The organism is Curtobacterium sp. MCLR17_032 (assembly GCF_003234795.2).
GTDB lineage: Bacteria > Actinomycetota > Actinomycetes > Actinomycetales > Microbacteriaceae > Curtobacterium.
Map to the genome: position 1 here is coordinate 2,103,605 of NZ_CP126268.1, position 15,336 is coordinate 2,118,940.

11 protein-coding genes and 1 tRNA gene are annotated in these 15,336 nt (G+C 72.9%); 4 read left to right on the forward strand and 8 right to left on the reverse strand.

All coding sequences use genetic code 11. The features are described 5' to 3' along the window. Positions 1 to 85: 85 nt before the first annotated feature. From thrB to argS, 6 genes are all read right to left on the reverse strand, one after another. A complete protein-coding gene (thrB, locus tag DEI97_RS09910) occupies positions 86 to 1,075 on the reverse strand; it encodes a homoserine kinase (protein WP_111073722.1) in 990 nt (329 codons plus the stop codon). 32 nt (positions 1,076 to 1,107) lie between these two features. Then, positions 1,108 to 2,187 (reverse strand): threonine synthase, encoded by a 1,080-nt coding sequence (gene thrC, locus DEI97_RS09915; protein ID WP_111073626.1) that lies wholly within the window; start codon positions 2,185 to 2,187, stop codon positions 1,108 to 1,110. Between the two features lie 112 nt (positions 2,188 to 2,299). Beyond that, positions 2,300 to 3,607 carry a homoserine dehydrogenase gene (locus tag DEI97_RS09920; protein WP_111073627.1) on the reverse strand — a complete coding sequence of 436 codons (1,308 nt, stop codon included), beginning with the start codon at positions 3,605 to 3,607 and terminating at the stop codon, positions 2,300 to 2,302. A gap of 28 nt (positions 3,608 to 3,635) precedes the next feature. Next, the gene (gene lysA / locus DEI97_RS09925; protein ID WP_111073628.1) at positions 3,636 to 5,057 is read right to left on the reverse strand and encodes a diaminopimelate decarboxylase; all 1,422 of its coding nucleotides are present in this window, start codon (positions 5,055 to 5,057) and stop codon (positions 3,636 to 3,638) included. Positions 5,058 to 5,146: 89 nt separating this feature from the next. Further along, a complete protein-coding gene (locus tag DEI97_RS09930; RefSeq protein ID WP_111073629.1) occupies positions 5,147 to 5,917 on the reverse strand; it encodes an LmeA family phospholipid-binding protein in 771 nt (256 codons plus the stop codon). Positions 5,918 to 5,919: 2 nt separating this feature from the next. Next, the gene (gene argS / locus DEI97_RS09935; RefSeq protein WP_111073630.1) at positions 5,920 to 7,590 is read right to left on the reverse strand and encodes an arginine--tRNA ligase; all 1,671 of its coding nucleotides are present in this window, start codon (positions 7,588 to 7,590) and stop codon (positions 5,920 to 5,922) included. A gap of 73 nt (positions 7,591 to 7,663) precedes the next feature. Here argS and DEI97_RS09940 point away from each other — a divergent pair, with 73 nt between their 5' ends. From DEI97_RS09940 to DEI97_RS09955, 4 genes are all read left to right on the forward strand, one after another. Next, positions 7,664 to 8,254 (forward strand): hypothetical protein, encoded by a 591-nt coding sequence (locus DEI97_RS09940; protein WP_111073631.1) that lies wholly within the window; start codon positions 7,664 to 7,666, stop codon positions 8,252 to 8,254. A 232-nt stretch (positions 8,255 to 8,486) separates the two neighbouring features. After that, positions 8,487 to 8,558: transfer RNA gene (locus DEI97_RS09945), tRNA-Arg, on the forward strand. A 306-nt stretch (positions 8,559 to 8,864) separates the two neighbouring features. Next, entirely contained in the window at positions 8,865 to 12,854 is a 3,990-nt protein-coding gene (locus DEI97_RS09950; RefSeq protein WP_181439127.1) for a Pls/PosA family non-ribosomal peptide synthetase, read from the forward strand. 8 nt (positions 12,855 to 12,862) lie between these two features. Then, positions 12,863 to 14,179, forward strand: a complete 1,317-nt coding sequence (locus DEI97_RS09955) for a M1 family metallopeptidase (protein ID WP_181439128.1) — start codon at positions 12,863 to 12,865, stop codon at positions 14,177 to 14,179. Here DEI97_RS09955 and DEI97_RS09960 read toward each other — a convergent pair. Together DEI97_RS09960 and DEI97_RS09965 are read right to left on the reverse strand one after the other, a co-directional pair. Continuing rightward, positions 14,133 to 14,849, reverse strand: a complete 717-nt coding sequence (locus DEI97_RS09960) for a 4'-phosphopantetheinyl transferase family protein (RefSeq protein WP_111073633.1) — start codon at positions 14,847 to 14,849, stop codon at positions 14,133 to 14,135. The genes DEI97_RS09955 and DEI97_RS09960 overlap by 47 nt on opposite strands. 8 nt (positions 14,850 to 14,857) lie before the next feature. Next, positions 14,858 to 15,061 (reverse strand): hypothetical protein, encoded by a 204-nt coding sequence (locus tag DEI97_RS09965; RefSeq protein WP_111043803.1) that lies wholly within the window; start codon positions 15,059 to 15,061, stop codon positions 14,858 to 14,860. Between the last annotated feature and the right edge of the window lie 275 nt (positions 15,062 to 15,336).

Consider the following 15,336-nt stretch of genomic DNA (forward strand, 5'->3'; position numbering starts at 1 on the left):
CGACGGACCGGGAACGGTGATCTGGCCAGGCATGATGAATCTGGCCCGAGAACGGTGATCTGGAGAAAGTGCCCCACGCACCGGATCAGGCTGGCGGTCGACCGTGGATGGTCGAGGCCTGCGCGAGATCGGCTTCGAGCGTCGGGAGCGCTTTCACTGTAGCACCACCCAGATCGACGGCCAGCATGAGCGGACGCCAGGTGGATTCGGCGTGTCGCTCGACCAGTCCGGCAGCGTCGAGACGCTGCGCCGGGTCGCTGCCCATGACCAGGAGGCTCGGCCCGGCTCCCGAGACGACCGCGGCCAGGCCGTGCTGGCGGAGCAGACCGATCAGGGCGTCGGTCTCGGGCATGGCGCTCGCCCGGTAGGCCTGGTGGAGCCGGTCCTCCGTCGCGGCGAGCAGCAGTTCCGGACTCTGGATGAGCGCCGCGACGAGCAGTGCGGAGCGGGACACGTTGAACGCGGCGTCCTCGTGCGGGACGGTCATCGGCTGCAGGGACCGGGCGAGCTTCGTCGAGAGCGTCGACGTCGGCACGAACACGACCGGCGAGACACCGCGGTGCACGAGCAGTCGCTTGTGCGCCGGCCCGTCCGGGGTCATCCACGCGATCGTCAGCCCGCCGAAGAGGGCCGGGGCGACGTTGTCCGGGTGCCCCTCCATCTCGGTGGCGAGGGTGAGCAGGGTCGCCGCGTCGAGGTCGACCACGCCCTCGAGCAGGCCACGTGCCGCCATCAGCCCGGCGACGATGGCCGCCGCCGAGGAGCCCAGGCCGCGACCGTGCGGGATGGCGTTCGTGGCGTGCAGCTCGAGCCCCGGCTGCGGGACCCCGGCGTGTTCGAGGCCACGGCGCACGGCCCGGACCACCAGGTTCGTGTCGTCGGTCGGGACCTCGCCGGCACCGACACCGTCGATCGTGACGGTCGCGCCGGGCTCCGGGCGGACGCGCACGACGACCTCGTCGTAGAGCGAGAGCGCGAGTCCCAGGGAGTCGAACCCCGGCCCGAGGTTCGCCGACGTCGCCGGGACGCGCACACGCACCGCCCGTCCGGCCGGTACAGCGATGTGGGCGGTCATGCCCTCCCCCGGTCCGGACGAGCGGTCGGCGCTCACCGCGCGCTGACCAGTCCGAGCACGTCCGCGATCGCCGCGGTGTCGACCGGGACGCTCGTCGGCGTGACCTCGCCACCGTCCTGGGTGCGGAGCGCCCACTGCGGGTCCTTGAGGCCGTGGCCGGTCACCGTGATGACGACCGTCGCGCCCTTCGGGATGACGCCCTCGTCGGAGCGCTCGAGCAGCCCGGCGACACCGATGGCCGATGCCGGCTCGACGAAGACGCCGACCTCGGCCGAGAGCAGGTGGTGCGCCGCCAGGATCGCCTCGTCCGAGATGGCACCGAAGTAGCCGTCGGTCTCGTCACGGGCCTCCAGCGCGTACTTCCACGACGCCGGGTTGCCGATGCGGATGGCAGAGGCGATGGTCTCCGGGTGTCGGACGACCTCACCGTGCACGATCGGGGCCGAGCCCGCGGCCTGGAACCCGAACATGCGCGGCATCTTGGTGGAGCGCCCCGAGGCGACGTCCTCGCGGTAGCCGCGGGAGTACGCGGTGTAGTTGCCCGCGTTGCCGACCGGCAGGAAGTGGAAGTCCGGTGCGTCACCGAGGACGTCGACGACCTCGAACGCGGCGGTCTTCTGCCCCTCGATGCGGTCGTTGTTCACCGAGTTGACCAGGTGCACCGGGTAGTTGGCGGACAGGTCGCGCGCGATGTCCAGGCAGTCGTCGAAGTTGCCCTGCACCTGCAGCAGCTGGGCGTCGTGGGCGACGGCCTGGCTGAGCTTGCCCATCGCGATCTTGCCCTCGGGCACGAGCACCGCGGCGGTGATGCCGGCGTGCGTGGCGTACGCGGCGGCCGAGGCGCTGGTGTTGCCGGTCGAGGCGCAGATGACGGCCTTCGCGCCGTGCTCGACGGCCTTCGAGATCGCCATCGTCATGCCGCGGTCCTTGAAGGAACCGGTCGGGTTCATGCCCTCGTACTTCACGTACACGGTCGCGCCGGTGCGCTCGGAGAGCCGACGGGCCGGGATGAGCGGGGTCCCGCCCTCACCGAGCGTCACGATCGGGGTCGCGTCGGTCACGTCGAGTCGGTCGGCGTACTCGCGCAGGACTCCCTGCCACTGGTGGGCCATCAGGCTTCTCTCTCTGTCCGGTGGGTCGGTCTGGGTCGGATCGGGCTGTGTGGAACGGGCGGTGTGGAACGGTGCGGGTGGTCGGTCCGGTGCCGGGAGGCGCGTGGTCGCGCTAGACGCCGACGAACCGCAGGACGCTGGTCACGTCCAGGACCACGTCCTCACCGCGGAGCGCGGCGACGGTGTCGGCCAGGTCGGCCTCTCTCGCCAGGTGCGTCCCGATGACGAGCGTCGCCGTCCCCTCGGTGGCACCCGTGGTGGTCTGCTCGACGGTCTCGACGCTGACGCCGTGGGCCGCGAGCACCCCGGCGACGGCCGAGAGCACACCCGGTGCGTCCGACACGTGCAGGGAGATCTGGTAGCGAGTGCGGACGGTCCCGATCGGGAACACCGGCAGCGCCGACCGGGTCGACTCGGCGACACCCGGGCCACCGATGACGTGGCGGCGGGCGGCGGACACCAGGTCGCCGAGGACCGCGGAGGCCGTCTCCACCCCACCGGCTCCGGCGCCGTAGAACATCAGGTCGCCGGCGGCCTCGGCCTCGACGAACACCGCGTTCTTCGCACCGTGCACGCTGGCGAGCGGGTGCGACTCCGGCACCAGGGCCGGGTAGACCCGGGCGCTGACACCTTCGCGGCCGTCGGCGTCGGTGAGTCGCTCGCACGTCGCGAGGATCTTCACGACGTAGCCGGCCTTGCGCGCGGCTCGGACCTGCTCGATCGTCACGGAGGTGATGCCCTCGCGGTGCACGGCGGCGAGCGGGACCGAGGTGTGGAACGCGATCGACGCCAGGATCGCCGCCTTCTGCGCCGCGTCGTAGCCCTCGATGTCGGCGGTCGGGTCGGCCTCGGCGTACCCGAGCTCCGTCGCGGTGGCCAGGGCGTCCGTGAACGTCGCGCCCTCGCGGTCCATCAGATCGAGGATGAAGTTGGTGGTGCCGTTGACGATGCCCATGATCCGCTCGATGCGGTCACCCGCCAGCGAGTCGTGCAGCGGCCGGATGATCGGGATCGCCCCGGCGACGGCCGCCTCGTAGTAGAGCTGTGCGCCGACCTGCTCGGCCGCGGCGAAGAGCTCCGGGCCGTGCGTCGCGAGCAGTGCCTTGTTGCCGGTGACGACGTCGGCGCCGGACTGCAGCGCCTGCAGCACGAGCGTGCGGGCGGGCTCGATGCCGCCGATGAGCTCGACGACGATGTCGGCTCCGACGATGAGCGAACCGGCGTCCGTCGTGAACAACTCGCGCGGCAGGTCGACGTCCCGCTGGGCGTCGACGTCGCGCACGGCGATCCCGACGAGTTCGAGACCGGCGCCGGCTCGCGTGGCGAGCTCCGGTCCGTGCTCGAGCAGGAGTCGTGCGACCTGGGAGCCGACCGAGCCGGCTCCGAGCAGTGCGACGCGGACGTTGCGGTATTCGATCATCTGGTGGGGGTCTCTCCGGGTCGGGTTCTCAGGCGTCCGGACCGGTGTCGGGTACCGGCACGACGCCCGTGTCTCGGGCGAGGAGGTCGTCGACGCTCTCGCCTCGCACGAGGATACGGGCTGCCCCGTCGGCGACCGCGACGACCGGCGGGCGACCGACGTGGTTGTAGTTGCTCGCCAGGCTCCAGCAGTAGGCACCGGTCGCGGCCACGGCGAGCAGGTCGTCGCGGTGCACGTCGCCGGGCAGGTACTCGTCGTGGACGACCACGTCGCCGCTCTCGCAGTGCTTGCCGACCACGCGGGTCAGCACCGGGTCGGCGTCCGAGGTGCGGGCGAGCCGTGCCGTGTAGTCGGCGCCGTAGAGCGCCGGCCGGACGTTGTCGCTCATCCCGCCGTCGACCGACACGTAGGTGCGGGTCGCCGCGGTGCCGTCCTCGGCATCCACCGAGACGGGCTTGATCGTGCCGACGCGGTACAGCGTGACGCCGGGCGGGCCGACGATGTACCGGCCGGGCTCCACCGCGATCTCGGGCACCGGGATGCCCCGGGCGGAGCACTCGTCGGCGATGATCGCGGCGAGGGCGTCCGCGACGTCCTCCGGCTCGAGGGCGGAGTCGGCCTCGGTGTAGTCGATGCCCCAGCCGCCGCCGAGGTTGAGCTCCGGCACCGGACCGGACTGCACCAACGTGGCGTGCACGTCCATGAGTCGACGGGCGGCTTCGCGGAACCCGCTGTCGTCGAAGATCTGCGAGCCGATGTGCGAGTGCAGCCCGACGAAGGCGAGCGACGGTTCGGCACGGACGGCGGTCGCGGCCTGCACCGCCTCGGACAGCGGGATGCCGAACTTCTGGTCCTCGCGCGCGGTCGCCAGGAACTCGTGTGTCGAGGCGTGCACCCCGCTGTTGATCCGGATGCGGACCCGCTGGGTGACCCCGGCGGCGGCGGCGATCCGGGCGACGCGGCCGATCTCCTCGTGGCTGTCGAGGACGATCGTGCCGAGCCCGACCGCGACGGCGCGCTCGATCTCGGCGTCGGACTTGTCGTTGCCGTGGAAGCCCATCCGTGCCGGGTCGACGCCGGCAGCCAGCCCGACGGCGAGCTCGCCCATCGTGCAGACGTCGAGACGGAGGTCGGCGTCGGCCATCCACCGGGCGACGTGCGTCGTCCAGAAGGCCTTCGCGGCGTAGTAGACGTGTGCCCGCGTGCCGATCCGGGTGAACGCGTCGGTGAAGGCGTCCCGCACGCGGACGGCACGGGACTGCACGTCCCGCTCGTCGACGACGTAGAGGGGGGAACCGAACCGGGCGACGAGCTCGTCGGCAGCGACCCCGCCGACGGCGAGCATGCCCTCGTCGGTCCGCGTCGCGGACGCGGGCCAGATGCGGCTCACCAGCTCGGAGGCGTCCGCCGGGAACCGCAGTCGCGGCGGCGCAAGGGGGTTCTCGCTCACGGGACCCGATCCTATCCGGCCCGAGCGGGCCTCCCGGCCATGTGACGCAGGCCTGTGGACGGCCGTCGGAGACGGCACCACGCGCCCGGTCAGCAGCGACCGGTGGTGCGCAGACCCGCCTCGTTGAGGGGCAGTTCGTCGGCCGTGATCCGCACCGTCGCCGCCGCCGAGGTCACCCGGAGGGACCGGACACGGAGCTGTTCCGGCAGGAACTGCGCCGTGCAGACCGGCACCGGGACGTCCGAGACGCCGGGGATGTCATCGACCTTCAACCCGAGCGAGGAGTTCGTGATCCGCACGGTCTTCGGCGTGATCGTCACCCCGCGCCCGTCGGACTGCGCGGTCACCGAACCGTCCGCCGCGTACCCGATGCGGAAGCCGAGCACCGTGGCGCTGCCACGCAGTTCGACCCCGCCGTCGATGAGCCGGACACGCTCGAACAGCGGCGAGTACTTCGACAGGTCCTTGACCGCACCGGAGGCCAGTCGGACCGTGCCGTCGACGTCGTGCACCGCACCCTTGCCGTCCACGGGCAGGTCGTGCGCCGTGACGTCGGCGGCGAGCGGGATGCCCTCCACCGTCAGCCGGTCGGAGGTGATCCGGACGTCGTCGAGGGTCCCGCGGAGCAGCTGCGGGATGACGACCCCCGACACGTGCGCGTCGACGGTGCCCGTCGAGCCGTCCGGCAGCGACTGCTCGACCTGCGAGGCGACCGTCCGGTCGACCACGCCGCGGAGCACGAACTCCGCCACGACGACCAGCACGGCCAGCACCACGAGGACGACGACCAGGACGATCGCGACCGTCCGGCCGCGGCACTTCGGGCGTCGACCCGCTGCCGGAGCCGCTGCGGACGACACCGCTACATCCGTTCGGGCGCGCTGACGCCGAGCAGCCCGAGACCGTTGCGGACGACCTGGCCGGTGGCGTCGTTCAGCCACAGGCGGGTGCGGTGCAGGTCGGTCACCGACTCGTCGCCGAGCGGGGTGACACGGCAGGAGTCGTACCAGCGGTGGTACAGCCCGGCGAGCTGCTCGATGAAGCGCGCGATGCGGTGCGGCTCACGGAGCTCGGCGGCCTGACGGAGCACCCGCGGGTACTCGGCGAGGGCACCGAGGAGCGAGCTCTCCGACTCGTGCGTCAGCAGCGACGCGTCGAACACCGAACGGTCGACACCCGACGCGGCGGCGTTCCGCGCGACGGACTGCGTGCGGGCGTGGGCGTACTGCACGTAGAAGACGGGGTTGTCGTTCGTCCGCTTGGTGAGCAGGTCGAGGTCGATGTCGATCGCAGTGTCGCTCGCGAAGCGGACCAGGGCGTACCGACCGGCGTCGACACCGACCGCGTCGACCAGGTCCTCCATGGTCACGACCGTGCCGTTGCGCTTCGACATCCGGAGCGGCTGGCCGTCCTTGAGCAGGTTCACCAGCTGCCCGATGAGGATCTCGAGGTTCTTGCCCGGCTCGTCACCGAACGCGGCACACATCGCCATCATGCGGCCGACGTAGCCGTGGTGGTCCGCGCCGAGCATGATCAGGTTCCGCTCGAAGCCGCGCTCGCGCTTGTCGAGGTAGTACGCCAGGTCGCCGGCGATGTACGCGGGCTCGCCGTCCGACTTGATGACCACCCGGTCACGGTCGTCACCGAAGTCCGTCGTCCGGAGCCACAGTGCGCCGTCCGCCTCGTACATCCGGCCCTGCTCCTGCAGCCGGGCGATGGCGCGGTCGACGGCCTTCGACTCGTGCAGCGAGTTCTCGTGGAAGAAGACGTCGAAGTCCACGCCGAAGTCGTGCAGCGAGCGCTTGATGTCCGTGAACATGAACTCGACGCCCTCGCGGCGGAACAGCTCCTGCGCCTCGTCGCGCGGCATGTCCGTCACGTCGAGACCCGGCTCGAGCGTCGCGAGCACCCGGGCCGCGATCTCGCCGATGTAGGCACCGCCGTAGCCGTCCTCCGGCGTCGGCTCGCCCAGCGCGGACGCCAGCAGCGACCGGGCGAACCGGTCGATCTGGTTGCCGTGGTCGTTGAAGTAGTACTCGCGGGTGACCAGGCCGCCCTGCGCCTGGAACACACGGGCCAGGCTGTCGCCGACCGCGGCCCAGCGGACACCGCCCATGTGGATCGGACCGGTCGGGTTCGCCGAGACGAACTCCAGGTCGATGCGGACGCCGTCGTACAGGTCGCTGTGGCCGAACGACTCGCCCTGGTCGACGATGGTGCGCGCGACCTCGCCGGCCGCAGCGGCCTCGAGGGTGATGTTGATGAAGCCCGGACCCGCGACGTCCACCGACGCCACACCGTCGAGTTCGGTCAGCTCGCCGGCGATCTCCGTCGCGAGCTCGCGCGGGTTCGTGCCCAGGCGCTTCGCGAGCTGCATCGCCGCGTTCGACGCCCAGTCGCCGTGGGCACGGTTCTTCGGCCGCTCCAACGCCACGTGCGACTGCTCGATCGTCACCGTGTCGGCAGCACCGCGTCGCTCGACGATGCCCGTGAGGATCGACAGGTACGCTTCGGAGAGTTCGGCAGGAGTCACGGCGCACGAGTCTACCGGGACACCCAGCAAGCGCCCGGACCACGCCGGGGCCGATGCACCAGGATGGTCGGTCATGACCTCCCGCAGCCTCCGGGCGATCAGCATCGCCGCCCTCGTCGTCCCCGCCGCCCTCGTCCTCGCCGGCTGCTCCGGCGGCGGCAGCGACCGCGCGACCGCGTCCGCCACGGCCACCGCCGGCGTCGTCGGACGGCCGGTCAGCCAGACCTGCGCCGAACTCGTCCCCACCGACACGTTCAGCGTCTACGGGCAGCAGTTCGAACGGGTCCGCGCCCCGAAGCCGACCAAGGGCTCCCCCGTCGCCCAGATCGCCGCCCAGGACGGCCGCGTCTGCACCTGGCGCTCCACCGCCGACGACGACGTCACCGTGACCGTCGCCGTCGCACACCTGCCGGGGAAGCAGCTCACCCAGCTCAAGGACGCCCTCTTCGAACAGGGCGGCTCCGTCCCCACCTACACGGTCGAGGGGTACTTCACCCTGAGCGGGAAGACCGGCCGCGCCGACGCGTTCGCCGACCCCTACTGGATCCACACCTCGTCCACCCTCTTCACCGAACCCGGAGCCGCGCAGCCCGTCGTCGACGCGGTCCGCGCCGCGGTCGCGCCCGACGCCCGCGCCCCCGAGAGCAGCGCACCGACGCCCTGACGCCGCCGCCGGGGAAGGGTCGCCAGCGTGGCGGCCGGAGCGTCGCCGGGAGCGTCGCTGGGCCGTCAGCGGACCGTCGACGGACCATCAGCGGACCGTGAGCGGACCGTCAGCGGACGGGAGGCGCGGGGCGGGGCCGACACGCGCCTCCCGTCCGGCGACGGCACGCCCGGGAGGCCCGACACGCGTACAGGAGGCCGGTCCGGACCTGCTACGGTTGGTGACACCCCGGGCCCCCATAGCTCAGGGGATAGAGCACTGCCCTCCGGAGGCAGGGGCGGAGGTTCGAATCCTCCTGGGGGCACAAGGACATTCCCGCGCAAGCTGTGGTCCTCGCTGCGCTCGGTCGGCAGCGCGCGATGTCGGCTTCGCCGACTGATCCCCCGTGGGGACTCCGACAGGTCGGCGCGACTCGTCGTGAGACTCCGACAGGTCGGCGCACCTCGTCGTGAGACTCCGACAGGTCGGCGCACCTCGTCGTGAGACTCCGGTACGTCGGCGACTGAAGCCGTGAGGCTCCGGTACGTCGGCGACTCGTCGTGGTGACTCCGGCGGGTCAGTGGTGGCGGGTTTCCGGGGTGGACACCTGGGGGCTCTAGGATCACGCGGCGTGACGCACTCCACGCAGCAGGAACTCGACCGGGGCAGCCGCGCGACGCCCGCCAGGACCCTGCTCGACGTCCTCGCCGCCACCGCCGAGACGCACCCCGACGCCCTCGCCCTCGAGACCCCCGACGGGCCGCTCGACTACCGGGCCCTCCTCGCCCTCGTGCACGAGCGCGCCGACGACCTCGCACGCCACGGCGTCCACCGCGGCGACCGGGTCGGGATCCGCATCCCCTCCGGCGGCCGCGACCTGTCCGTCTCGATCCTCGCCGTCCTCGCCGCCGGCGCCGCCTACGTCCCCGTCGACGCCGACGACCCCGAGGAACGCGCCACCCTCGTCTTCGGCGAAGCGGACGTCGTCGGCGTCATCGGCGCCGGCGGGGTCCTCCGGAGCCGCGACGGCACCGCCCTGCCGGTCACCGACCCCGCGGCGAGCGCCGAGCCCCCGACGGTCGACGACGACGCCTGGATCATCTTCACCTCCGGGTCCACCGGGGTGCCGAAGGGCGTCGCCGTCACCCACCGCTCCGCGGCCGCGTTCGTCGACGCCGAGGCGCGGATGTTCCTGCAGTCGGCACCGCTCGGGCCGACGGACCGGGTGCTCGCCGGGCTCAGTGTCGCGTTCGACGCCTCGTGCGAGGAGATGTGGCTCGCCTGGGGGCACGGCGCCTGTCTGGTCCCCGCACCCCGGTCGCTGGTGAAGAGCGGTGTGGACCTCGGGCCGTGGCTCATCGCGCACGGGATCACCGTCGTGTCGACGGTGCCGACGCTCGCGGCGCTGTGGCCGGACGACGCGCTGGAGTCGGTGCGTCTGGTGATCTTCGGCGGTGAGGCCTGCCCGCCCGAGCTCGCCGCGCGCATCGCGTCGCGCGACCGGGAGGTCTGGAACACCTACGGGCCGACCGAGACCACGGTCGTGGCGTGCGGGGCCCTGCTCGACGGCAGCACGCCGATCCGGATCGGGCTGCCGCTCGACGGGTGGGACCTGGCCGTCGTCGACGCCGAGGGGCAGCGGGTCGCCCCGGGCCAGGTCGGTGAGCTGGTGATCGGTGGTGTCGGGCTGGGCCGCTACCTGGACCCGGCGAAGGACGCCGAGAAGTACGCGCCGTTCCCGGCCCTCGGGTGGGAGCGGGCGTACCGGAGCGGTGACCTGGTGCGGTACGACCCGGAGGGCCTCGTCTTCCAGGGGCGTGCGGACGACCAGGTGAAGCTCGGCGGGCGCCGTATCGAGCTGGGTGAGATCGACGCGGCCCTGCAGGCGCTGGACGACGTCGCCGGTGGTGCCGCGGTCGTGCAGCGGACCCCGGCCGGCAACCAGGTCCTCGTGGGCTACGTGGCCCCGGTGGCGGGTGCGACCATCGACACGTCGGCCGCGAACGAGCGTCTCCGGCAGGAGCTGCCCGCCGCCCTGGTGCCGCTCCTCGCCGTCGTCGACGTGTTGCCGACCCGCACCTCCGGCAAGGTCGACCGTGCGGCGCTCCCCTGGCCGCTCGCCGGAGCGACGGGCACGGACCTGCCCCCGACGGTCGCGTGGATCGCGGAGCGGTGGTCTGCGATCCTCGGGGTACCGGTGGCGGACGTCGACGACGACTTCTTCGCGCACGGCGGTGGTTCGTTGACCGCCGCGCAGCTGGTCTCGGCGATCCGCGAGCGGTACCCGACGACGACGGTGGCCGACGTGTACGACCACCCGCGCATCGGTGCCCTCGCCGACGCGTTGGACGAGTCCGGTCCGGTGGCTGCGGCATCCCGGCACGTGGTGCCCGTGCCGCCGGCGACCGGGGCGCTGCTGACGCTCCTCGGGCTGCCGCTCCAGGTGCTCCGCGGGCTCCGGCTGCTCAGCTGGACGGCGTTGGTCGCGCAGGTCCTGCACACCACGACGATGCCGTTCCTGCCGGTGCTGCCCTGGCCGGCGCTCGTGGTCGGCCTGCTGCTGTTCGTCACCCCCGCGGGGAAGATGACGCTCACCGTCGTCGCCGCCCGGCTGCTGCTGGCCGGTGTCCGTGCCGGTGACCACCCCCGTGGCGGGTCGGTGCACGTGCGGGTCTGGCTGGCCGAGCGCATCGCCGAAGCGGTCGACGGCCCCTCCACCGCGGGGGCGCCGTGGATCAGCTACTACGCGCGGGCCCTCGGGGCGACGATCGGCCGTGACGTCGACCTGCACACCCTGCCGCCGGTCACCGGCATGCTGACGATCGGCAAGCGCGCCTCGATCGAGCCCGAGGTCGACCTGGCCGGGCACTGGGTGGACGGCGACGTCTTCCGGCTCGGTCCGGTGCACGTCGGTGCGGACGCGGTCGTCCACAGCCGCTCGACACTGATGCCCGGCGCGCACGTCGGGGACGGCGCCGAGGTCGAGGCCGGCTCCGCCGTCGCCGGACGCGTCCCCGACGGGCAGCGGTGGGCCGGGTCGCCCGCCGAACGCGTCGGCTCGGCACGCCACGGCCGGGAGGCTCGCCCCGCCTCCCCGAAGCGCTGGCTGCTCGCGTACGGGGTCGGCTCGGTCGTCGTCGCCGGGCTCCCCGTCGTCGGGGTCGCGGCCGGGCTCGCGGTCGCCGCCGCGGTGGTCGGACGCCCGGGGTCGCTCGGTGCCGCGGTGGGACCGGCGCTGCTCGCGGTGCCGCTGGCCACCGTCGTCGCCGGTGTCGTGTACGCGGGGCTCGTCGTCGCCGCGGTCCGGCTGCTCGGGCTCGGCCTGGTCGAGGGCCGGCACCCGGTGCGTTCCCGGACCGGGTGGCAGGTGTGGAGCACGGAGCGGATCCTCGACGCCGCGCGGACGCTGCTGTTCCCGCTGTACGCCAGCCTGGTGACCCCGCTGTGGCTCCGGCTGCTCGGTGCGAAGGTCGGCCGGGACACCGAGATCTCGACCGTGCTGCTCATCCCGGCGCTGACGCAGATCGCCTCGGGGGCGTTCCTGGCCGACGACACGATGGTCGCCACGTACGAGCTCGGCGCCGGCCGCGTGAAGATCGGTCGCTCGAAGGTCGGACGTCGGGCGTTCCTCGGCAACTCCGGCATGACCGGCGCCGGTCGCTCGGTCCCCCGCGAGGCACTCGTCGCCGTGCTGTCCGCCGTGCCGAAGAAGGCCAAACGCGGCTCGTCCTGGCTCGGCAGCCCGCCGGTCCGCCTGCGCCGCGCCGCCGCGCAGTTCGACGAGGAACGCACCTTCCGGCCACCGACCCGGCTCAAGGTCGCCCGCGGCGCGTGGGAGTTGCTGCGCCTGGTCGCCCCGATGGTCTCCGCCGGCATCGGCCTCGGCGTCGCGACGACCCTCCTGGCGCTCTGGAGCACGGTCGGCATCGGGTGGACCGTGCTGCTCGCCGGCCCGGTGCTCATCGTCGCCGGAGCGGTCGCCGCCGCGGTGTCGACCCTGGCGAAGTGGGCCTTCGTCGGACGCATCACCGCGACCGAGCACCCGCTGTGGTCCTCGTTCGTGTGGCGGAACGAGGTGCAGGACACCTTCGTCGAGACCGTCGCCCGCCCCTGGTTCGCCGAGCAGGCCATCGGCACGCCCGCTCTGTCCGCGTGGCTGCGGAGCCTCGGCGCGACGATCGGCCGCGGCGTCTGGTGCGAGACGTACTGGCTGCCCGAGGCGGACCTGGTCACGATCGGCGACGGTGCGACGATCGCCCGCGGCACGGTCGTCCAGACGCACCTGTTCCACGACCGCGTCATGCAGCTCGACACGGTCACCCTCGACGCGGGGGCGACGCTCGGTCCGCACGGCGTCGTCCTGCCGGCCGCCGGCGTCGGCCCCGGTGCGACCGTCGGGCCGGCCTCCCTCGTGATGCGCGGCGAACAGGTCCCCGCGGGCACGCTCTGGGCCGGCAACCCGATCTCGCCGTGGGAGCACCCGCCGTGGCGGGACGTGGTCGAGGCGGAGGCGGGTGACGTGTCGGAGCCGGGTGGTGCCTCCCGGCCGGACGGCACCACCGGGACGGTGGACGGGAAGCGCGCCGACGCCCGGGCCCCCGTCGGGGCCGTGACAGACTGACCGGCACCGTGAAGCAGACCGATCCCGCCACCGACCCGTACACCCCGCACAGCGGCGACCGGCGCTGGTCGAGCCGCCACCACGACCTGCACCTGGACTACCGGGTCGCCACGAACCGTCTCGACGCGACCGCCACCCTCACCGCGGTGGCGAACGAACCGCTCGACAAGGTCGTCCTCGACCTGCACGGGCTGTCGGTCGACCGGGTCGACGTCGACGGCGTGCGCGCGAAGAAGGTCTCGGTCAGCACGCACAAGACCACCGTCACGCCCGCGACCCCGATCGCCGCCGGCGCCGAGTTCGCCGTGCACGTCCGCTACCGCGGCGCACCCCGGCCGCTCCGGAGCCCGTGGGGCACGCTCGGGTGGGAGGAACTGACCGACGGCGTCATCGTCGCCAGCCAGCCGATCGGCGCCCCGTCCTGGTTCCCGTGCAACGACCGCCCGGACGACAAGGCCACCTACCGCATCGAGCTCACCTGCGAGGCCGGCTACGACGTCGTCGCGAACGGGGAACTGCTCGGCCGCGACCGCACCGCCCGCGGTACCCGGTGGACCTACGCCGTCACCGAGCCGATGGCGACCTACCTGGCGACCGTGCAGATCGGCCGCTACCGCACCACGACGATCCGCGGCGGGGCCGTCCCGGTCACCCTGCACCACCCGGCCGACCTGACCGCGGCGGCGAAGACCGACTTCGGACGGGTGCCGGAGATGATCGACCTGTTCACCGACCGCTTCGGCCCGTACCCGTTCGCCGAGTACGGCGTCGTGGTCACCGACGACGAGCTGGAGATCCCGCTCGAGGCGCACGGCCTGGCGGTCTTCGGCCGGAACCACGTCGACGGCGAACACGGCACCGACCGGCTCATCGCCCACGAACTCGCCCACCAGTGGTTCGGCAACTCGGTGACCCTCGGGCAGTGGCGCGACATCTGGCTGCACGAGGGGTTCGCCTGCCACGCCGAGTGGCTGTGGTCCGAGCACCGCGGCGGCGACTCGGCGGACGACCTGGCCGCGCAGTACCGCGCCGGGCTGCTCGACCAGCCGCAGGACCTGGTCGTCGCCGACCCCGGCGCCCGGGACATGTTCGACGACCGCGTCTACAAGCGCGGAGCCCTCGCCCTGCACGCCCTCCGTCGCACGATCGGCGAGGACGCCTTCACCGCCGGGCTCCGGACCGTCACCGAGCGGCACCGGCACGGCACGGTCACGACGCCCGACGTCGTCGCCGCGTTCGCCGCCGCCGCGGGGAGCACCCCGGGCGACGTGCTGCTCGTCACCGGACCGTGGATCGACGAGCCCGGGGTGCCGGCGCTGCCGTAGGGCCTGTCGGTCGGGCTCCGTCGGTCCGGTGGCGTCGGTCCTGGACGGTGACCGGGGCGCCGTCGGCCGCGACGGCGAGCACGAGGTCCTCGTCGAGCCGGAGGACCGTCACCGGGTGCACGAGCCCGTCGAGGCGAGCGGTGTGCCGGGCAGGTTCGGACGCGCCGTGGTGGAGGTCCAGGTGGTCGAGCAACGTGTGGTCGAGTTTCCCGTGGTCGAGCACGGCGTCAACCGCGGTCGGGTCGACGCGGAGACCCCGACCGTCGCGTTTCAGGACGGCTTCCTTCATCGCCCAGCACGCCGTGCGGTGGACGTCTGCGGACCCGGAGCGTGCGGCTCGCTCACGCTCCCCCGGGGTGAACGCGCCGAGCTCGGCGGCGGCGACGCGGGAGGGACGTTCGACGTCGACGCCGATCATGCCCGGGCCAGGGACGACGGCGAGTGCCAGGACCCCCGTCGTCCGCGACAGGCTGACACCGAGGTCGTGACCGTCCGCGACGGCTGTCGGCCGGCCGTGGTCGGCCGCTCCGCAGTGCGGGCAGCGACGGACGACGCGCACCAGCGCGGGGGCGGTGTCGGTGACGTCCGCGACGACGGCGACCAGCGCCTCCCGGTCGGCGGCGCGTGACCCGCGTCCGGACAGGACACGGACGACGACACCGTCCGACACGGCGGCGTTCAGGCGTGCGTCAGGGCGATGAGCGCGACGTTCATGGTCGCGTACTTGCCCTCGGACCGGGTCGCCTGGCGGACGCGGCCACGGAGGACCTCGTACCGGCCGTCACTCTCACGGACGAACCCGATCACACCGCTCAGCGGTGTCGACACGCGGTGGTACCCGTCCTCCAGTGGGACGACTTCTGCAGTGGTCGCTCGCTCCATTGCTGGACCCCTTCCTCGTTGACGTGGACTCACCATACCCCGCTTCGGGGGACACCCCTCTCGGCTTGTCCGCTTCCTGCGTGGGTCGACCACAGCCGGACGGGGTACATCCCGTCCACAGCCGAGCGGGTCGTCCACAGCCCCGGCCCGTCCAGCGGACCCCTGGATAGACTCCGGGCGACGGCCACGGACCCGGTCGACAGGACCACGGAAAGAGGACGGATGCGCGCGGTCGACGGCAGGACTGACCCCGGAACGACGAGGCTGGCACGCCT